Origin of the sequence: Streptomyces sp. NPDC017936, assembly GCF_044328485.1 — a bacterium.
Lineage (GTDB): Bacteria > Actinomycetota > Actinomycetes > Streptomycetales > Streptomycetaceae > Streptomyces.
The window spans coordinates 79,827-97,004 of record NZ_JBIRHK010000011.1; the positions used below are offsets into that span (position 1 = coordinate 79,827).

The following is a 17,178-nucleotide window of genomic DNA, read 5'->3' on the forward strand; positions in this document are numbered from 1 at the left end:
AGTCGGTCCAGGAGCACTTCCACTGTCACCTGCGCGGGTCGCCCGCATTTCAGCGGATCCTTCGGCCACCGCACCCTCTCCCGAGCGCACGGCAACGACCAGCGGTCTTTGGCTTCGAATGGAGCGTACGTGAACGGGTCGCCGTCAAGCAAATCCGCCCGTACGGGACGGTCAGCCCTCCGTGGCCTCCCGCATCATCTCCGCGAGGTCCACCGTCTCCTCGGCGGGCGGCGCGGTGACCTTCACCGGCTGGTTGTAGTCGAGGAAGGTGATGGTCAGGTCGAGCGGGCCCTTGTCGGCGGTGCCGCGCATGCGGAACTGCTTGGTGTGGTCCTTCGCGTCGACCCACATGTCCATGTTCAGCTCGTCGACGCCCATCTTCTCGTACTGCGCGAGGCTCTTCTCGCGCTGCTCGCGCGTGGCCTTGTCCTCGTCCTTGAAGGAGTCGCGCAGGTCGTCGAGGGTGACGGTGCCCTTGTAGTGGGTGGTCTTCACCCCGTCGACGGTCTCGGTGCCGACCTTCTCCACGTTCTCGGCGCCGGTGAGGAAGGTGGACTCGGCGGCCGGGTTCTTCTCCGCCTGGGAGGCGCCGCCGAGCCGGCCGTTCTGCTGGCCGGCGCCCAGCGCGGACAGGTCGAACTTGAGCCAGCTCTTGCCGTCCATCTCCTTGGCGGCCTCGGCGCCCCCGCCGATGTACATGACCTTGTCGACGAGCCGGATCTCGGCGGTCGCGTCGGCGCCCTGGTCGAGCGCCTTCATCTTCATGCTCATCGCGAGGGCCGGCTTGATCTGCATCTCGGCCTCGGCCTCGACCCGCCCCTCCTCCGGGGTGCGGCCCTTCATGCGATAGCTCAGGGAGGTGATCTCCTCCGTGTTCTTCGCGGCCACGGCGACGGCCGCCGCCGGCGTCATCGCGGGCGACTCCTCGCCCCCGCCGGAGCAGCCCACCGCGCCCGCGGCGAGCAGCAGGACGGCGGTACCGGCGCCGGCGGCCTTGTGCACAGACTTCTGCAACGTTCCCCCCATGGAATGCACGGCTGCTCCACAGCCGTCGACACGAGCGTACTGGAGGGGTGTTCGAGCGGTCCCGCGATTTTCGCCCCGCCGGACGCCGGGAGCGGCGCCTTCCGCCGGGCGGCCACGGGGCCCCGGCCGCCCGCCGGGACGGTCACGGACCCCGGTCCGCCCGCCGGGACGGTCACGGGGCCCCGGTCGGCCTCCTCAGCAGGTCCTCGAAGTCCGCCGTGTCCTCGGCGGGGGGACGTCGGGCGGTGACCCGGACGCCGTAGTCGCTGAAGAACGCGGTCTGGCTGTACCCGCCGGCCGTCGTCCGGCCCTTCTCGACCTTCTTGACCAGCAGGTCCCGGTCGTCGACCCAGACGTCGACGGTCTCGCCGGTGACCCCCGCCTGCTCCAGCTGCCGCTTCAGGCCGGCGTCCTCGACGTCCGCCACGTCCACGGTGCCCGAGTAGTGCGTGGTGGTCCGTCCCTCCACGGTCTCCTCGCCGACCGCGCGCACGTCGTCGGAGTCCAGCAGCAGCCGCACCGACCGGTCGGGCGTGATGTTGCGCATCTGGTCCGCGAAGTCCGCGCCGGCGCCGAGGCTCCGCAGGTCCTCGTACGCGTACCTCACCCAGTGCCTGCCGCCGGTCCTGGCCGCGAAGGCCTCCCCCGTCCTCGCGTAGTAGGCGTCGGGCAGGTAGCGGGCCTCCATGGTGGTGATGCCGAGGGCGCGCATGGTGTCGGCGGTCGTGCCGCCGGTGTAGGTGATCGAGAGGGTGCCGGTGAGTCCGTCGCCCCAGCCGAGGGCGCCCGAGGCCGTCAGGGAGAGCGTGGTGCCCATGACGGCCGTGGAGCGCACCCGGGCCGACGCGGCCCGCTCGGTGGCCTTCTCGGCGGCTCTGAGGGCCGTCAGGGAGACGGGCGAGGCCCGGCGTTCCTCCCGCGGCCCGTCAGGGGAGCGCGGACCTCCCGGAGAGGTGCAGGCGGCCGCCCCGACCAGCACGGCCGCCACCACCGGCGCGAGCCCCCCGCGGTACGTCGTCCGCCTCATCGATCCCCCGATCCCCCGGTGCGTCCTGCGTGTCCGCACGCTAACCCAGGGCACCGCCCGCCCACACGGGAACGGGCCCCGCACCTGGGAAGGTGCGGGGCCCGTGACCGACTTCGGTGAGCCTCAGGCTCAGACCGCCGCCGGGTCCTCCTCGACGAGGAGGTTGCGGGTGCGGTTCGGGTCGACCGGGATGCCGGGGCCCATGGTGGTGCTGACCGCGGCCTTCTTGATGTAGCGGCCCTTGGCGGCGGACGGCTTCAGACGGAGGATCTCCTCCAGGGCCGCGCCGTAGTTCTCCACCAGCTTGGCGTCGTCGAACGACGTCTTGCCGATGATGAAGTGCAGGTTCGAGTGCTTGTCGACGCGGAACTCGATCTTGCCGCCCTTGATCTCGGTCACGGCCTTGGCCGTGTCCGGGGTGACGGTGCCGGTCTTCGGGTTCGGCATCAGGCCACGGGGACCGAGCACGCGGCCGAGGCGGCCGACCTTGCCCATGAGGTCCGGGGTGGCGACGACGGCGTCGAAGTCCAGGCGGCCCTTGGCCACCTCGTCGATCAGTTCGTCGGAGCCGACGATGTCGGCGCCCGCGGCCTCCGCGGCCGCAGCACGGTCACCGGTCGCGAAGACCAGGACCCGGGCGGTCTTGCCGGTGCCGTGCGGCAGGTTCACGGTGCCACGGACCATCTGGTCGGCCTTGCGCGGGTCGACACCCAGGCGGAAGGCGACCTCGACGGTGCCGTCGAACTTGGTCGTGGAGGTCTCCTTGGCGAGACGGACGGCCTCGAGCGGGGCGTAGAGCTTCTCCCGGTCGATCTTGGCGTCCGCAGCGCGGAGAGCCTTGCTGCGCTTGCTCACAACTGCTCCTGTGTGTTCTGAGGAGTCGTGGTACGGGCCGAGCAGGCCCTGCCACGTGCGGCCGTCACGGCCGCATGACTACGGGGTGGGAATTCAGCCCTCGACCGTGATGCCCATGGAGCGGGCGGTGCCGGCGATGATCTTCGACGCGGCGTCCAGGTCGTTGGCGTTGAGGTCGGGCAGCTTGGTCTGGGCGATCTCGCGGACCTGCGCCTCGGTGATCTTGGCGACCTTGGTCTTGTGCGGCTCGCCGGAGCCCTTCTCCACGCCCGCGGCCTTGAGGATCATCTTCGCGGCCGGCGGCGTCTTGGTGACGAAGGTGAAGGAGCGGTCCTCGTAGACCGTGATCTCCACCGGGATCACCCAGCCACGCTGCGACTCGGTCGCGGCGTTGTAGGCCTTGCAGAACTCCATGATGTTGACGCCGTGCTGACCCAGCGCCGGACCGACCGGCGGGGCCGGGTTCGCCGCACCGGCGTTGATCTGGAGCTTGATGAGCCCCGTGACCTTCTTCTTCTTGGGAGGCATAGCTCTCCGGGTCCTTTCGATTCGGGTCCTGCCGACATCCGGGGACCACCCGGACGCAGGCATACCGCACAACGATAACGGGTATGGATGCGCGGCTGAAAACCGAGCAGGTCAGCCCAGCTGCGAACAGCCGACTGACCTGCGCGGAAGCGGTACGTCCAGAAGGTGTCAGTTCTTCTGGATCTGGTCGAAGCTCAGCTCGACCGGGGTCTCGCGGCCGAAGATCTCCACCAGGCCCTTGACCTTCTTGGAGTCGGCGTTGATCTCGTTGATGGTGGCCTGGAGCGTGGCGAACGGGCCGTCGGTGACGGTGACCGAGTCGCCGACCTCGAAGTCCAGCACCTGGACCTCGACCTTGCGCTGCGGAGCGGGCTTGCCCTCGGCCTCGGCGGCCTCGCGCGCGGCCTTCTCCTCGGCCTCCGGGGCGAGCATCTTGACGATCTCGTCCAGGGTCAGCGGGTACGGGTCGTAGGCGTTGCCCACGAAGCCGGTGACGCCGGGGGTGTTGCGGACGACGCCCCAGGACTCGTTCGTCAGGTCCATGCGGACGAGGACGTAACCCGGGAGCTTGTTCTGCTTGATCGTCTTGCGGTCGCCGTTCTTGATCTGGACGACCTCCTCCTGCGGCACCTCGGCCTGGAAGATGTAGTCCTCGACGTTCAGCGAGACGGCGCGCTGCTCCAGGTTGGTCTTCACGCGGTTCTCGTAGCCGGCGTAGGTGTGGATGACGTACCACTCGCCGGGCAGGGTGCGCAGCTCCTCGCGCAGGGCGGCGACGGGGTCGACGGGCTCGGCCGGCTCTTCTTCCTCGGCCTCGGCCTCGTCGGCGGCGTCCTCGGACTCCGCGTCCTCGGTCTCGTCCCCGGACTCCTCGTCCTCGACGTGGAGCGCGGCTTCCTCCGCGGGCTCGCCCGCCTCGGCGTCGGCAGCCTCGAACTCGTCCAGGTCCTCGTCCGCGCCCTCGACGATGTCGAGCTCGTCGTCGACCTCGTCGGGCTCGATGGCGTCGTTCAGGTTCTGGTCAGACACGGTGGCTGCTTCTTCCTGGATACATAGGGGTGGAACACGCGAAAGGGGCGCCGATCACCCGGCGCCCTTCGCTCTCGGCTCAGCCGAAGACGTACTTGGCGGCGTGGCTGAGTCCATAGTCAATCACGGTCACCAGGCCGATCATGATGACGACGAAGATGATGACCACGGTCGTGTACGTCGTCAGCTGGCTCCGCGTGGGCCAGACGACCTTGCGGAGCTCCGCGACGATCTGACGGTAGAAGAGGGCGAGCCGCTTCAGCGGGCCCTTCTTGGCGCGCTTGCCGCCCTTGCGGGTCTTCTTCTTGGCCTCAGGGACCTCGTCCTGGGCATCAGGCGTGTCGATGGAGCCCACGGCATCCGCCATTCGTCCTCACCTGTTCCCGGGTCGTGGCCGTGCCGCGCCCGGTTTGAGCCGCACGGCGGTGCATTGCTGTACGTACATGCGCACACATCCTGGCGAAGGTGTGTGTAGCAGGGCCGGAGGGACTTGAACCCCCAACCGCTGGTTTTGGAGACCAGTGCTCTACCAATTGAGCTACGACCCTTTGTGTGTCCCCCAACGTACCGCATCCACCCGGATGCTCGGTGTGCACCGGTTGTGGCGCGGCTGTTGAAGGCCAACGACGTAGGAGTGTACGTGGTCGCGGGCGCGCCGTCGAACGGAAAGCGGCCCGTGGGGCGCGGCCGGCGCGAGATCGCCGGGAAACCACCGGAAGATCACCCAGGCCACCGCCGGGTTCCCGCGCGTGTCCGGACACGTGTTCAGGGGTTTGCCCGTTGATGTTCAGTCCGTGAAACCCGCGTGCCGGGCCGGTTTCCGGTCTGAAACCATGGGTTCCATGAGCGCTGCAACCCCTCCCACCGAGCGCCGGGTCTCCGCCCGAGTCGGCGCGATCTCCGAGTCCGCCACCCTCGCCGTGGACGCCAAGGCCAAGGCCCTCAAGGCCGCCGGGCGTCCGGTGATCGGCTTCGGCGCCGGTGAGCCCGACTTCCCGACCCCGGACTACATCGTCGAGGCCGCGATCGAGGCCTGCAAGAACCCGAAGTACCACCGCTACACGCCGGCCGGCGGTCTGCCCGAGCTGAAGGCCGCGATCGCCGCCAAGACGCTGCGCGACTCCGGCTACGAGGTGGACCCCTCCCAGGTCCTGGTCACCAACGGCGGCAAGCAGGCCATCTACGAGGCGTTCGCCGCGATCCTCGACCCGGGCGACGAGGTCATCGTCCCGGCGCCGTACTGGACGACGTACCCGGAGTCGATCCGGCTGGCCGGCGGTGTCCCGGTCGAGGTCGTCGCCGACGAGACCACCGGCTACCGGGTCTCGGTCGAGCAGCTGGAGGCGGCCCGCACCGAGAAGACGAAGGTCGTGCTCTTCGTCTCCCCGTCGAACCCGACCGGCGCGGTCTACTCCGAGGCCGAGACCGAGGCGATCGGCCGCTGGGCCGTCGAGCACGGCCTGTGGGTGCTGACGGACGAGATCTACGAGCACCTGGTCTACGGCGACGCCGTGTCGGTGTCGCTGCCCGCGCTCCTGCCCGAGCTGCAGGACAAGTGCATCGTGGTCAACGGTGTCGCGAAGACGTACGCGATGACGGGCTGGCGGGTCGGCTGGGTCATCGGCCCGAAGGACGTCGTGAAGGCGGCCACCAACCTCCAGTCGCACGCCACGTCGAACGTCTCCAACGTGGCCCAGGTCGCCGCGCTGGCCGCCGTCTCCGGCGACCTGGACGCGGTCGCGAAGATGCGGGAGGCCTTCGACCGGCGGCGGAAGACCATCGTGCGGATGCTCAACGAGATCGACGGCGTGGTCTGCCCGGAGCCCGAGGGCGCGTTCTACGCCTACCCCTCGGTGAAGGCGCTGATCGGCAAGGAGATCCGCGGCAAGCGGCCGCAGGACTCCGTCGAGCTGGCGGCGCTCATCCTGGAGGAGGCCGAGGTCGCGGTCGTGCCCGGCGAGGCCTTCGGCACCCCGGGCTACCTGCGGCTGTCGTACGCGCTGGGCGACGAGGACCTCGTCGAGGGCGTGAGCCGGATCCAGAAGCTGCTGGCGGAGGCCAGGGACTGACGGGACCGGCACGGTCCTCCCGGAGGGCCGCACCCCGGCGTCGGGGTGCGGCCCTCCGTCGCGTGTGCGAGCAAGACCACGTTCGTGGATTCCGCTTCCGGGACGGCCGGTGCATACGGCAGGATCTTCCGATGGAGCGCGTACGTGATGTCTCTGAGCTGCCCAAAGCCCATCTGCACCTGCACTTCACCGGGTCCATGCGGCCGTCGACCGTGCTGGAGCTGGCCGACAAGTACGGGGTGCGCCTGCCGGAGACCCTGACGGAGGCCCTCACCAGCGGCGAGCCGCCCCAGCTGCGGGCGACGGACGAGCGGGGCTGGTTCCGTTTCCAGCGCCTGTACGACGCGGCCCGTTCGTGCCTGAGGGAACCCGAGGACATACAGCGCCTGGTGCGGGAGGCCGCCGAGGAGGACGTGCGGGACGGTTCGGGCTGGCTGGAGATCCAGGTCGACCCCACGTCGTACGCGCCTCGCCTGGGCGGTCTGATCCCGGCGCTGGAGATCATCCTGGACGCGGTGGAGACGGCCTCGCGGGAGACCGGGCTCGGGATGCGCGTCCTGGTGGCGGCGAACCGCATGAAGCACCCCCTGGACGCGCGCACCCTGGCCCGGCTGGCGGTCCGTTACGCGGACAGGGGTGTGGTCGGCTTCGGGCTCTCCAACGACGAACGCCGGGGCATGGCGCGCGACTTCGACCGCGCCTTCGCCATCGCCCGCGACGGGGGCCTGCTGTCGGCCCCGCACGGCGGCGAGCTGACCGGCCCCGCCTCGGTCCGTGACTGCCTGGACGACCTGCACGCCGCGCGGATCGGCCACGGGGTGCGCGCGGCCGAGGACCCGCACCTGCTGAAGCGGCTGGCCGACCGGGGGGTGACCTGCGAGGTGTGCCCCGCCTCGAACGTGGCCCTGGGCGTCTACGACAAGCACGCGGACGTTCCCCTGCGCACCCTGTACGAGGCGGGCGTTCCCATGGCCCTGGGCGCGGACGACCCGCTCCTCTTCGGCTCCCGCCTGGCGGACCAGTACGAGCTGGCCCGCCGGTACCACGGCTTCACCGACGAGGAACTGGCGGAACTGGCCCGGCAGTCGATCCGCGGCTCGGCGGCCCCGGAGGACGTGCGGCGCAAGCTCCTGGAGGGGGTGGAGGCCTGGCTGGCCTCCTGATCCCCGGCGGTGCCCGCTACCGCCCGAGCGGTACGGGACGGGGTCCGGCAGCGGCGGACAGCGCGCGGACAGCCGCACGGCGCCCTCCGTGACCACCGCGGACAGCCGCACGGCGCCCTCCGTGACCACCGGATCGCGCGAGGCCGCCTGGTCGCCGTCCAGGCGGGCGTGTGCGGCCGTCTCGACCACGGCGTCCCCCGCGGCCGGTCCGGCGGTCGGCGCCTCGCCGCGCGCGGCGGCGTTCGTCCGGCGTGTCCTCGTCCCGCTGGGCCGCGTCGGCCGCGGACTCCGCCCGGGCCGGCCCGGCCGCGGCCTTCCGCGGCAGGACCGGTGCCTCGGTCCGGGCGTCGGCGCCCTTGCCGGGCCCTACAGGCCTGCGCCCACCATCACCGGCTCGTTGACCAGCGTGATCCCGAACGCCTCCCGTACCCCGGCCACGACCTCGCGCGCCAGCGCCAGCAGGTCCTCGGTCGTGGCCCCGCCCCGGTTGGTGAGGGCGAGCGTGTGCTTGGTGGAGATGCGGGCGGGGCCGCTGCCGTAGCCCTTGGTGAAGCCGGCCTTGTCGATCAGCCAGGCCGCGGAGGTCTTGGTGTGCCCCTCCCCGGCCGGGTAGGCGGGGGGCGCCACGCCGTCGCCGAGCCGCTCCCGCACGCGCGCGTGGAAGGCGGCGAAGGCGGCGTCGGTGAGGATCGGGTTGGTGAAGAAGGAGCCGGCCGACCAGGTGTCGTGGTCCTCGGGGTCGAGCACCATGCCCTTGCCGGCCCGCAGCTTCAGCACGGTCTCCCGGGCCTCGGCGAGCGGCACCCGGTCGCCGGGCTCCACCCCCAGCGCGCGGGCGGTCTCGGCGTACTTCAGGGGCGCCGACAGTCCGTCCGCGTCCTCCAGTTCGAAGCGGACGCGCAGGACGACGTACCGGTCGGAGTCGGCCTTGAAGCGGCTGTGGCGGTAGGAGAAGGCGCACTCCTCGGGGCCGAGGGCGACCGTCTCGCCGGCGCGCCGGTCGTACGCGACGACCTCGGTGATCGTGGCGGAGACCTCCTGGCCGTACGCGCCCACGTTCTGGATCGGGGTGGCTCCGGCCGAGCCGGGGATGCCCGCCAGGCACTCGATGCCGGCGAGTCCCGCCTCGACGGTGCGGGCGACGGCGTCGGTCCACACCTCGCCGGCCGCCAGCTCCAGCGTCGTGCCGGCGAGCTCGAAGCCGCTGGTGGCGATGCGCAGGGCGGTGCCCTCGAAGCCCTTGTCGCCGATGACGAGGTTGGAGCCGCCGCCGATGACCAGCAGCGGGGTCCCGTCGGCGTCGGCCTCGCGCACGGCGGCGACCACCTCGGCGTCGGTCGTCGCGGTCACCAGCCGGGTGGCGGGACCGCCCAGCCGGAAGGTGGTCAGCGGGGCGAGCGGGGCGTCGTGGAGTTCCAGCACGCGCCCAAGCCTACGAGACGGCGCCGACGGCCCGGCCCACGCACTCGCCCCGTGCGGGGACGCGTCGTCACCGCGCGCCCGAGCACGCGTAAGGGGCACCCCGCCAGGGGAACGCCCCTTACCGACTCGCTGCTCGCCGCTCACCGGTTCCGGCGGGCCGGCCGTCCCGCTCAGGCCAGTCGCACGACCGCCCGGGACATCCCGAGCACCTTCTGCCCGCCGCTGGTCGCCGTCAGGTCGACCCGCACGGTGTTGTCGTCGAGCTTGGCCGCGACCTTGCCGGCGACCTCGATCACGGCGCCCCGGTCGTCGTTCGGCACGACGACGGGCTTGGTGAAGCGGACGCCGTACTCGACGACCGCACCCGGGTCCCCGGTCCAGTCGGTGACGACGCGGATCGCCTCGGCCATGGTGAACATGCCGTGCGCGATGACGTCCGGCAGGCCCACCTCCTTGGCGAACTTCTCGTTCCAGTGGATGGGGTTGAAGTCCCCGGAGGCCCCCGCGTACTGCACGAGCGTGGCGCGGGTGACGGTGAACGACTGCGCGGGCAGCTCGGTGCCGACCTCGACGTCGGCGTAAGCGATCTTGGCCGTCATCGGTTCCTCACGCCTCCTCGGCCGCGCGGGCCACGAGCTTGGTCCAGGCGGTCACGACGTGCTCGCCGGCCTCGTCGTACACCTCGCCGCGGATGTCCAGGATGTCGTTGCCGGCCAGGGACTTGACCGCCTCGATGGTCGAGGTGACCGTCAGCCGGTCCCCGGCGCGCACCGGACGCCGGTAGGCGAACTTCTGGTCGCCGTGCACCACCCGGCTGTAGTCCAGGCCGAGCTGCGGGTCCTGGACGACCTGCCCGGCGGCCTTGAAGGTGATGGAGAACACGAAGGTCGGCGGGGCGATCACATCGGGGTGCCCGAGCGCCTTGGCGGCCTCCGGGTCGGTGTACGCCGCGTTGGTGTCCCCCACGGCCTCCGCGAACTCGCGGATCTTCTCCCGGCCGACCTCATAGGGATCGGTGGGCGGGTAGGTCCGTCCCACGAAGGACTGGTCGAGCGCCATGGGCTCGGCACCTCCTGGTTGCTCTACTGACCGGTACGGGCTGTTCAACGACACGAGGCCGCCCCCGATCACTCGGGGACGGCCTCGTGTACGAGCCTGTTTTATCGCGTTTCGCGGTGCGCGGTGTGCGCATTGCAACGCGGGCAGTGCTTCTTCATCTCCAGACGATCCGGGTTGTTACGCCGGTTCTTCTTGGTGATGTAGTTCCGCTCCTTGCACTCCACGCAGGCCAGCGTGATCTTCGGGCGGACGTCGGTGGCAGCCACGTGAGTGCTCCTAAGACGAACGGATGGACTAATTCAACGCAAGAAAGAGTAGCCGATCGAAGGACCGACCCCGCAATCGGCTACTGTGTGTAGCGGTGACCGGACTTGAACCGGTGACACAGCGATTATGAGCCGCTTGCTCTACCGACTGAGCTACACCGCTGCGGTGCGATCGGCTCCCGTCTCGCGACGGGAACCTCTCTCACCAGAGCCCCAATACGGAATCGAACCGTAGACCTTCTCCTTACCATGGAGACGCTCTGCCGACTGAGCTATTGGGGCGAGCGATGAAGACATTACACGGTCCGCAGCCGTTCGCCCAAATCCATATCCCGGGGCCCGTCCGACGGCCTCCCGGACCTCTTTGTCCGGACCTGACCCGGACCGTTTTCCCCGGTCCCGCACGGCCCCGGAGTCCCCGCCGACCGCCGGGCCACACCGGTACGACTATTGCGCTCCTCCCCGTCGGCGCCGGACGGCCGCCCTAGGCTCGACCCACTCTGCGTGATCTTGCCCCGCGTCACGGGCCACGAGTCACCGGCCACGAGACGTCCTCACCGTCGAGCACTGGAGCGCGATGCCCGACAGCCAGCCGCAGCCGTCCCCCTCGTCGTCGCCCTCCTTCCCGCCCCCGCCGTCCTCGCCCCCGTCCGGCGCGTGGGGCGGTCTCCCCGGCGGGCGACCGGACCCGGCCCCGCTCCTGCTGTGCGGCGCGCGCCTCACGGACGGCCGCACGGTGGACGTACGGCTGGGCCACGGGCGCATCGAGGCGGTCGGTACGGCCGGCAGCCTGGCACCCGGTCCGGCCCGCGGCGCCGGCACCCGCGTGGACCTCGGCGGCTACCTCCTCCTCCCCGCTCCCGCCGAGCCCCACGCCCACGCCGACACCGCCCTGACCGCCGACGCCGACGGCCCCGTCCCGTACGCCGCCGAGGACGTCCAGCGCCGCGCCACGGAGGCCGCGCTGCTCCAGCTCGGCCACGGCGCGACCGCCCTGCGCGCCCACGTGCGGGTGGGCGGCGTCCAGGGGCTCGGCGCGCTGGCCGCCGTGCTCCGGGCCCGGCGCGCCCTGCGCGGACTCGCCGAGCTCACGGCGGTGGCGATGCCGGGGGTGCTGACCGGGGTGGCCGGCGCCGACGGACTCGCGATGCTGCGGGACGCGGTGCGGATGGGCGCCTCCGTGGTGGGCGGCTGCCCGGACCTCGACCCCGATCCGACGGGCTACGCGGAAGCCGTCCTGTCGCTCGCCTCCGAGCACGGCTGCCCCGTCGACCTGCACACCGACGCGGCCGATCCGGCCCGGCTGGCCCGCCTCGCCGCGATGACCGGCGGTCTGCGCGCCGGCGTCACCGTCGGCCCCTGCACCGCCCTCGCCCGCCTCCCCGCCGAGACCGCCGCCCGCACCGCCGACCGGCTGGCCGCCGCCGGCGTGACGGTGGTCTGCCTCCCCCAGGGCGGCTGCGGCGCCGCGGAGCGCCGCGGCACCGCGCCCGTACGGCTCCTGCGCGCGGCCGGCGTCCGCGTCGTGGCCGGTGGCGGCGCCCTGCGGGACGTCTCCAACCCCGTCGGCCGCGGCGATCCCCTGGAGGCCGCCTACCTCCTCGCCTCCTGCCACGGCCTGCGCCCCGAGGACGCCTACGACACCGTGAGCGCCTCCGCGCGGGCGGCCCTCGGGCTGCCCGAGGTGCGGGTGGAGGCGGGCTTCCCGGCCGACCTCCTGGCCGTGCGCGGCGACCGTCTGCCGGCCGCGCTGTCCCTGGCGTACAGCCGTGTCGTGATCCACCGGGGCCGGGTGGTCTCCCGTACGAGCGCGGTCCGGGAGTACTGCGACTCGGCGGCGGCCGCGCAGTGGGGGCTGCCGCGGCAGGGGCGAGGGCGAGGCGAGGTGTCGTAGGCCGGACGCGCCCCGGCCGGAGGGCGCGCCGGGGCGGGCCTGGGCGGCTCGGGCGGGGTGCCGGATGGCGGCTCGGGCGGGGTGCCGGATGGCGGCTCGGGCGGGGTGCCGGATGGCGGCTTGAGCCGGGTGCCGGGTGGCGGCTCGGGCGGTGCTCGGGCGGAAGGCCTGGCGACGCGCCGGGGGTGGCTCGGGCGGTGCTCCGCCGGTGGCCCCGCGGTGCGCGGGCGGAGCACGGGACACCGTCCGTTCGGGCGGCGGAGCGGGCGGCGGGCAGGGCTGTCCGGGCGTACGGTCGGAAGCATGCGCATTGTCATCGCTGGGGGTCATGGTCAGATCGCGCTGCGGCTGGAGCGTCTGCTCGCCGCGCGCGGTGACGAGGTCGCGGGAATCATCCGCAAGGCCGAGCAGGGCGACGACCTGCGGGCCGTCGGCGCCGAACCGGTCGTCCTGGACCTGGAGTCGGCGTCGGTCGAGGAGGTCACGGAGCGTCTGCGGGGCGCGGACGCGGCGGTGTTCGCGGCGGGCGCGGGCCCGGGCAGCGGAGCGGCGCGCAAGGAGACCGTCGACAGGGGCGCGGCCGTCCTGTTCGCCGACGCGGCGGTCCGGGCGGGCGTACGGCGCTTCCTGGTCGTGTCGTCCTACGGCGCGGATCCCGGCCACCAGGGCGACGAGGTCTTCGACGTGTACCTGCGCGCCAAGGGCGAGGCGGACGCGTACGTGCAGGGCCTGGACGCCCTCGACTGGACGATTCTGCGCCCGGGTTCGCTGACGGACGATCCGGGCAAGGGCCTGGTCCGGCTGGAGGCGCGGACGGGCCGCGGCGCGGTCCCGCGCGACGACGTGGCCGCCGTTCTGGCGGAGTTGCTCGACACCCCGGCGACGGCCGGCCTGACCCTCGAGCTGATCGGCGGGTCGGCGCCCGTGTCGGTGGCGGTGAAGTCGGTCGCGGGGAACTGAGCCTCGCGGACGCCGAGCTCCTCACGGGCAGGGACGCCTCACGGGCGGGGACGCCTCACGAAGGCCGGGCGCCTCGCGGGGCGATGCTCAGAACAGGGGGAGCTGGCCGGGTATGTCGGGCACGACGTACCCGTCCAACGACGGCTGCACGGCGCCGAGTTGCGCGACCCGGCGGGATCCGGGGCACGACACGAGCCGCCCGTGCTCCCGCGTCCCCGGCGGGTCGTGCCGGGCGAACCGCCCGGCGACGACGGCGATCTCGCGACGGCACTCGGGGCAGGTTCTGCGACGGCTGGACATGGGGTCAGTGTGCCCCAGTGCGCCGGGCGGGTGCCCCCGCGCGCTCCACGCCCCGCTCGCCGCGCGGAAGTACGCACCCCTCCCTAGCATCCGTACATGTGGCACATACCTTCGAGGAACTCGTGGAGAAGCAGCGCGCGGCCGACGAGGCACACGCGAGGGTCCTGCAGTTGCGGGACGCCTACGGCGCGCCCACGGCGGCCCCCTGGTCGGAGACCCAGACCGACACCTACGAAACCGCGTGGCGCGCCTGGCGCGACCTCGCCCGGGACGCCCAGGCCGCGGTGACCGAGTACGCCAAGGACGAGGGCGCCCCGCGCGGGGACGTCGAGGCGAACGTGAAGAAAGCCGCGAAGAGCCCCGAGGAGCCGCCCTCCGGGGAGGACTGAACCGGTCCCCCGACCGGAGCGACGGGGCCGAGCCGGTCGTCGGCTTCCTCCGCGCCGTCGGCGCCTGTCCCGCTCCCGGCCGGCCGCCTCCGCGTCCTGCAGCCCCCGTCCCCCACCGATCCGGGGGCCGCACGGGAGGGCGGACGCCGACCGGCTGCGGAAGGCCGGGACAGGCTGATCGGGGCCGCTCCACCCCTGCCGGGCGCTCATATGATCTTCGCCACGCCGCGGCGCTCGGATCGAGCCGGGGCGCTCCAGCACCGGCAGGTGCCGGGACGGGCGGCCGATCAGCCGGTGGGCATGACGATGGGCCCGTGACCTGTTTCGCAGGTCACGGGCCCATCGTTCCCGTGTGGCGGCGCCAGGATTCGAACCTGGGAAGGCTGAGCCGGCAGATTTACAGTCTGCTCCCTTTGGCCGCTCGGGCACACCGCCGGGTTTGCTGCCGTTCGAACCGCTTTTCGGCGGTGCTCCCTGGCAACGACGTAAACGATACCCGATGGAGAGGGGTGCTCCGCCACCTGGATTCCGCGCCGCCGGGACGGGGCCGGGTGGCTAGGCTTGTCCGGATGCGGCCCGCGTCTGACGTCGGGCTCGGCAGCAGCCCTCACGGACGCCGACACGCACCCGAACGCCCCACCGATACAAGGAGCCACAGGACATGGCCGACTCCAGTTTCGACATCGTCTCGAAGGTCGAGCGGCAGGAGGTCGACAACGCCCTCAACCAGGCCGCAAAGGAAATCTCGCAGCGCTACGACTTCAAGGGCGTGGGCGCCTCGATCTCGTGGTCCGGTGACAAGATCCTGATGGAGGCGAACTCCGAGGACCGGGTGAAGGCCGTCCTCGACGTCTTCCAGTCGAAGCTGATCAAGCGCGGGATCTCGCTGAAGGCGCTGGACGCGGGCGAGCCCCAGCTGTCCGGCAAGGAGTACAAGATCTTCGCGTCGATCGAGGAGGGCATCTCCCAGGAGAACGCGAAGAAGGTCGCCAAGATCATCCGCGACGAGGGCCCCAAGGGCGTCAAGGCCCAGGTCCAGGGCGATGAACTGCGCGTCAGCTCCAAGAGCCGTGACGACCTCCAGGCCGTCATCGCCCTGCTCAAGGGCAAGGACTTCGACTTCGCCCTGCAGTTCGTGAACTACCGGTAGGCATCCGGTACCGGTCCCCGCGACCGGCACCCGCGCAATCGGTCGACGAGGAGGGGCGGGCACCCGGCGGGCGGTCGGCGCCCGCCCTTCTCGGCCGCCGGCTGCGGGACGGGGGCGCGCTCAGTCCCGCGAATGGCCGAACAGGATGCGGTAGACGATCAGGAGCACCAGGGATCCGCCGATCGCCGCCGCCCAGGTGGCGCCGTCGTAGAAGTCCTTGGTGATGGGGTGGTCCAGCCAGCGGGCCGATATCCAGCCGCCGATGAACGCGCCCGCGACGCCGATGAGGGTCGTGCCGATGAGGCCGCCCGGGTCCCGGCCCGGCAGCAGGACCTTGGCGATGACTCCGGCCAGCAGTCCCAGAATGATCCAGCTGATGATGCTCATGCCCTGATCCTGCCCTTCCGCGCTGTGCCCGCACTGTCCCGGCCCTGTGGTGTCGCCCCGGACGGGCTGTGCGTCGGTGCGCCGTTCCTGTCGTGCGCCGCCCTCGTCGTGCCGCGTACGTCGTGCGCGCGTCGGCGCCGTGTCGAGGGGGACGACGCCCCGGCGGTGCCCCGTGGTTCCCCCGGTCAGTAGCGTGCTGTCCATGACACAGCCCGGACCGTTCGGATCGGCCCCCGCGCTGCGGCGCACCCTGGGCGTCGGCGATGCCGTGGTCATCGGGCTCGGCTCGATGGTGGGCGCCGGCATCTTCGCCGCCCTCGCCCCCGCGGCGGACGCGGCGGGCTCCGGGCTCCTGCTCGGACTCGCGCTCGCCGCGCTGGTGGCCTACTGCAACGCCACCTCCTCGGCCCGTCTCGCCGCGCTGTACCCGGCCTCGGGCGGCACCTACGTGTACGGACGGGAGCGACTGGGCCCGTTCTGGGGCTTTCTCGCGGGCTGGTCCTTCGTGGTCGGGAAGACGGCCTCCTGTGCGGCGATGGCCCTGACGGTCGGCGCGTACGTCTGGCCGGGACAGGCGCACGCGGTGGCGGTGGCGGCCGTGGTGGCGCTGACGGCGGTGAACTACGGCGGCATCCAGAAGTCGGCCCGGCTGACGCGGGTGATCGTGGCGGTGGTCCTGGCGGTCCTCGCCGCCGTGGTCGTCGTGTGCCTGGGGTCCGGGGAGTCCGACGCGGGCCGGCTGGACGTCGGGGTCTCCGGTGGTGTCGGCGGGGTGCTGCAGGCCGCCGGTCTGCTGTTCTTCGCGTTCGCGGGATACGCGCGCATCGCGACCCTCGGTGAGGAGGTGCGGGATCCGGCGCGCACCATCCCCCGTGCGGTCCCGCTGGCGCTGGGCATCACGCTGGCCGTGTACGCGTGTGTGGCGGTGGCCGTCCTCTCCGTTCTGGGGGCGGGTGGTCTCGGGCGTGCTGAGGCGCCGCTGGCCGACGCGGTGCGGGCGGCCGGAGCACCGGGGCTGGTGCCGGTGGTCCGGGTCGGGGCCGCCGTGGCCGCGCTGGGCTCGCTGCTCGCCCTCGTCCTGGGCGTCTCACGGACGACGTTGGCCATGGCGCGGGACCGTCATCTGCCCGGCGCCCTGGCCGCCGTGCATCCGCGTTTCCGGGTGCCGCACCGGGCCGAGCTGGCCGTGGGCGCGGTGGTCGCCGTGCTGGCCGCCACGGTGGACGTACGGGGCGCGATCGGTTTCTCCTCCTTCGGGGTGCTGACGTACTACGCGGTGGCCAACGCGTCGGCGTGGACCCTGGATCCGGCCCCGGTGAAGCGGGCGCTGCCCGCGGTGGGACTCCTCGGTTGCGTGGTCCTGGCGTTCGCGCTGCCGGGGACCTCGGTGGTCGTGGGCTCGGGTGTGCTGGCGGTGGGTGCGGTCGCGTACGGGGTGCGGAGCCGGACGGCCGGAGGCCGGCGGTAGGAGTCAGGCCTCTGCCGGGGCGGGATCAGTGCCCGCTCGTTGTCGGTCACGCGTTCATGATGCGGGGTGCCGCTGACGTCCGGGCCCGCCTGTGGACAACCGGCCGCCTGTGGACGACCGGCTGGTCGTGGGCAGCGGGGCGGCTGTGGACAGGGAGGCCGCCGCGGGCAGCGGAGACCGCGGGGC

19 protein-coding genes and 4 tRNA genes are annotated in these 17,178 nt (G+C 72.2%); 7 read left to right on the forward strand and 16 right to left on the reverse strand.

Going from position 1 to position 17,178, the window contains the following annotated elements; all coding sequences use genetic code 11:
* Positions 1 to 171: 171 nt before the first annotated feature.
* The 7 genes from ACH4F6_RS23245 to ACH4F6_RS23275 all read right to left on the reverse strand — a co-directional run bounded on the left by ACH4F6_RS23245 (position 172) and on the right by ACH4F6_RS23275 (position 5,013).
* Positions 172 to 1,026 carry a DUF1396 domain-containing protein gene (locus ACH4F6_RS23245; RefSeq protein WP_397962205.1) on the reverse strand — a complete coding sequence of 285 codons (855 nt, stop codon included), beginning with the start codon at positions 1,024 to 1,026 and terminating at the stop codon, positions 172 to 174.
* A gap of 172 nt (positions 1,027 to 1,198) precedes the next feature.
* On the reverse strand, positions 1,199 to 2,053 hold the full coding sequence (locus ACH4F6_RS23250; protein WP_397962206.1) for an LppX_LprAFG lipoprotein: 855 nt from the start codon (positions 2,051 to 2,053) through the stop codon (positions 1,199 to 1,201).
* 129 nt (positions 2,054 to 2,182) lie between these two features.
* Positions 2,183 to 2,908, reverse strand: coding sequence for a 50S ribosomal protein L1 (gene rplA / locus ACH4F6_RS23255; RefSeq protein WP_397962207.1), 726 nt, complete (start codon positions 2,906 to 2,908; stop codon positions 2,183 to 2,185).
* 93 nt (positions 2,909 to 3,001) lie between these two features.
* Positions 3,002 to 3,436 carry a 50S ribosomal protein L11 gene (rplK, locus tag ACH4F6_RS23260; RefSeq protein WP_037858373.1) on the reverse strand — a complete coding sequence of 145 codons (435 nt, stop codon included), beginning with the start codon at positions 3,434 to 3,436 and terminating at the stop codon, positions 3,002 to 3,004.
* A 168-nt stretch (positions 3,437 to 3,604) separates the two neighbouring features.
* Positions 3,605 to 4,465 (reverse strand): transcription termination/antitermination protein NusG, encoded by an 861-nt coding sequence (gene nusG / locus ACH4F6_RS23265; protein WP_397962208.1) that lies wholly within the window; start codon positions 4,463 to 4,465, stop codon positions 3,605 to 3,607.
* 79 nt (positions 4,466 to 4,544) lie between these two features.
* Positions 4,545 to 4,832, reverse strand: coding sequence for a preprotein translocase subunit SecE (secE, locus tag ACH4F6_RS23270; RefSeq protein WP_397962209.1), 288 nt, complete (start codon positions 4,830 to 4,832; stop codon positions 4,545 to 4,547).
* Positions 4,833 to 4,940: 108 nt separating this feature from the next.
* Positions 4,941 to 5,013: transfer RNA gene (locus tag ACH4F6_RS23275), tRNA-Trp, on the reverse strand.
* 294 nt (positions 5,014 to 5,307) lie between these two features.
* Here ACH4F6_RS23275 and ACH4F6_RS23280 point away from each other — a divergent pair.
* Positions 5,308 to 6,534: a pyridoxal phosphate-dependent aminotransferase gene (locus tag ACH4F6_RS23280; protein ID WP_397962210.1), complete on the forward strand. Its 1,227-nt coding sequence runs from the start codon at positions 5,308 to 5,310 to the stop codon at positions 6,532 to 6,534.
* Between the two features lie 131 nt (positions 6,535 to 6,665).
* Complete coding sequence (locus ACH4F6_RS23285; RefSeq protein ID WP_397962211.1) at positions 6,666 to 7,697, forward strand: adenosine deaminase; 1,032 nt, start codon at positions 6,666 to 6,668, stop codon at positions 7,695 to 7,697.
* Between the two features lie 366 nt (positions 7,698 to 8,063).
* Here the strand turns inward: ACH4F6_RS23285 and ACH4F6_RS23290 are convergent, their stop codons facing one another.
* The 6 genes from ACH4F6_RS23290 to ACH4F6_RS23315 all read right to left on the reverse strand — a co-directional run bounded on the left by ACH4F6_RS23290 (position 8,064) and on the right by ACH4F6_RS23315 (position 10,726).
* Positions 8,064 to 9,119, reverse strand: a complete 1,056-nt coding sequence (locus tag ACH4F6_RS23290) for a UDP-N-acetylmuramate dehydrogenase (RefSeq protein WP_397962212.1) — start codon at positions 9,117 to 9,119, stop codon at positions 8,064 to 8,066.
* A gap of 170 nt (positions 9,120 to 9,289) precedes the next feature.
* Positions 9,290 to 9,718: a MaoC family dehydratase gene (locus ACH4F6_RS23295; RefSeq protein ID WP_397962213.1), complete on the reverse strand. Its 429-nt coding sequence runs from the start codon at positions 9,716 to 9,718 to the stop codon at positions 9,290 to 9,292.
* A 7-nt stretch (positions 9,719 to 9,725) separates the two neighbouring features.
* A complete protein-coding gene (locus tag ACH4F6_RS23300) occupies positions 9,726 to 10,178 on the reverse strand; it encodes a MaoC family dehydratase N-terminal domain-containing protein (protein WP_397962214.1) in 453 nt (150 codons plus the stop codon).
* A 101-nt stretch (positions 10,179 to 10,279) separates the two neighbouring features.
* Positions 10,280 to 10,444, reverse strand: a complete 165-nt coding sequence (gene rpmG / locus ACH4F6_RS23305; RefSeq protein WP_003948671.1) for a 50S ribosomal protein L33 — start codon at positions 10,442 to 10,444, stop codon at positions 10,280 to 10,282.
* A 90-nt stretch (positions 10,445 to 10,534) separates the two neighbouring features.
* Positions 10,535 to 10,607 (reverse strand) — tRNA-Met (locus ACH4F6_RS23310).
* Positions 10,608 to 10,653: 46 nt separating this feature from the next.
* Positions 10,654 to 10,726 (reverse strand) — tRNA-Thr (locus tag ACH4F6_RS23315).
* A gap of 295 nt (positions 10,727 to 11,021) precedes the next feature.
* Between ACH4F6_RS23315 and ACH4F6_RS23320 the strand changes: the two genes are divergently transcribed.
* Both ACH4F6_RS23320 and ACH4F6_RS23325 read left to right on the forward strand, forming a co-directional pair.
* Positions 11,022 to 12,338 (forward strand): hydrolase, encoded by a 1,317-nt coding sequence (locus ACH4F6_RS23320; RefSeq protein WP_397962215.1) that lies wholly within the window; start codon positions 11,022 to 11,024, stop codon positions 12,336 to 12,338.
* 303 nt (positions 12,339 to 12,641) lie between these two features.
* Positions 12,642 to 13,298 (forward strand): SDR family oxidoreductase, encoded by a 657-nt coding sequence (locus tag ACH4F6_RS23325; RefSeq protein WP_397962216.1) that lies wholly within the window; start codon positions 12,642 to 12,644, stop codon positions 13,296 to 13,298.
* An 87-nt stretch (positions 13,299 to 13,385) separates the two neighbouring features.
* Here the strand turns inward: ACH4F6_RS23325 and ACH4F6_RS23330 are convergent, their stop codons facing one another.
* Entirely contained in the window at positions 13,386 to 13,598 is a 213-nt protein-coding gene (locus ACH4F6_RS23330; protein WP_397962217.1) for a hypothetical protein, read from the reverse strand.
* A gap of 98 nt (positions 13,599 to 13,696) precedes the next feature.
* On the opposite strand from ACH4F6_RS23330, the gene ACH4F6_RS23335 reads away from it, so the two are divergent.
* Positions 13,697 to 13,987 (forward strand): hypothetical protein, encoded by a 291-nt coding sequence (locus ACH4F6_RS23335; protein WP_397962218.1) that lies wholly within the window; start codon positions 13,697 to 13,699, stop codon positions 13,985 to 13,987.
* 353 nt (positions 13,988 to 14,340) lie between these two features.
* Here the strand turns inward: ACH4F6_RS23335 and ACH4F6_RS23340 are convergent.
* A tRNA-Tyr gene (locus tag ACH4F6_RS23340) sits at positions 14,341 to 14,422 on the reverse strand.
* 226 nt (positions 14,423 to 14,648) lie between these two features.
* Here ACH4F6_RS23340 and ACH4F6_RS23345 point away from each other — a divergent pair.
* Positions 14,649 to 15,137 (forward strand): YajQ family cyclic di-GMP-binding protein, encoded by a 489-nt coding sequence (locus ACH4F6_RS23345; protein WP_019756392.1) that lies wholly within the window; start codon positions 14,649 to 14,651, stop codon positions 15,135 to 15,137.
* Between the two features lie 120 nt (positions 15,138 to 15,257).
* Here ACH4F6_RS23345 and ACH4F6_RS23350 read toward each other — a convergent pair whose 3' ends face one another.
* Complete coding sequence (locus ACH4F6_RS23350; protein WP_397962219.1) at positions 15,258 to 15,524, reverse strand: GlsB/YeaQ/YmgE family stress response membrane protein; 267 nt, start codon at positions 15,522 to 15,524, stop codon at positions 15,258 to 15,260.
* Positions 15,525 to 15,726: 202 nt separating this feature from the next.
* Here ACH4F6_RS23350 and ACH4F6_RS23355 point away from each other — a divergent pair, with 202 nt between their 5' ends.
* On the forward strand, positions 15,727 to 16,992 hold the full coding sequence (locus ACH4F6_RS23355; RefSeq protein WP_397962220.1) for an APC family permease: 1,266 nt from the start codon (positions 15,727 to 15,729) through the stop codon (positions 16,990 to 16,992).
* The last annotated feature ends 186 nt before the right edge of the window (positions 16,993 to 17,178 follow it).

Coding starts and splice junctions, on each gene's coding strand:
- ACH4F6_RS23245 (WP_397962205.1), bottom strand. CDS start 1,026: ATGGGGGGAACGTTGCAGAAGTCTGTGCACAAGGCCGCCGGCGCCGGT.
- ACH4F6_RS23250 (WP_397962206.1), bottom strand. CDS start 2,053: ATGAGGCGGACGACGTACCGCGGGGGGCTCGCGCCGGTGGTGGCGGCC.
- rplK (WP_037858373.1), bottom strand. CDS start 3,436: ATGCCTCCCAAGAAGAAGAAGGTCACGGGGCTCATCAAGCTCCAGATC.
- secE (WP_397962209.1), bottom strand. CDS start 4,832: ATGGCGGATGCCGTGGGCTCCATCGACACGCCTGATGCCCAGGACGAG.
- ACH4F6_RS23280 (WP_397962210.1), top strand. CDS start 5,308: ATGAGCGCTGCAACCCCTCCCACCGAGCGCCGGGTCTCCGCCCGAGTC.
- ACH4F6_RS23285 (WP_397962211.1), top strand. CDS start 6,666: ATGGAGCGCGTACGTGATGTCTCTGAGCTGCCCAAAGCCCATCTGCAC.
- ACH4F6_RS23295 (WP_397962213.1), bottom strand. CDS start 9,718: ATGACGGCCAAGATCGCTTACGCCGACGTCGAGGTCGGCACCGAGCTG.
- ACH4F6_RS23300 (WP_397962214.1), bottom strand. CDS start 10,178: ATGGCGCTCGACCAGTCCTTCGTGGGACGGACCTACCCGCCCACCGAT.
- ACH4F6_RS23320 (WP_397962215.1), top strand. CDS start 11,022: ATGCCCGACAGCCAGCCGCAGCCGTCCCCCTCGTCGTCGCCCTCCTTC.
- ACH4F6_RS23325 (WP_397962216.1), top strand. CDS start 12,642: ATGCGCATTGTCATCGCTGGGGGTCATGGTCAGATCGCGCTGCGGCTG.
- ACH4F6_RS23330 (WP_397962217.1), bottom strand. CDS start 13,598: ATGTCCAGCCGTCGCAGAACCTGCCCCGAGTGCCGTCGCGAGATCGCC.
- ACH4F6_RS23345 (WP_019756392.1), top strand. CDS start 14,649: ATGGCCGACTCCAGTTTCGACATCGTCTCGAAGGTCGAGCGGCAGGAG.
- ACH4F6_RS23350 (WP_397962219.1), bottom strand. CDS start 15,524: ATGAGCATCATCAGCTGGATCATTCTGGGACTGCTGGCCGGAGTCATC.
- ACH4F6_RS23355 (WP_397962220.1), top strand. CDS start 15,727: ATGACACAGCCCGGACCGTTCGGATCGGCCCCCGCGCTGCGGCGCACC.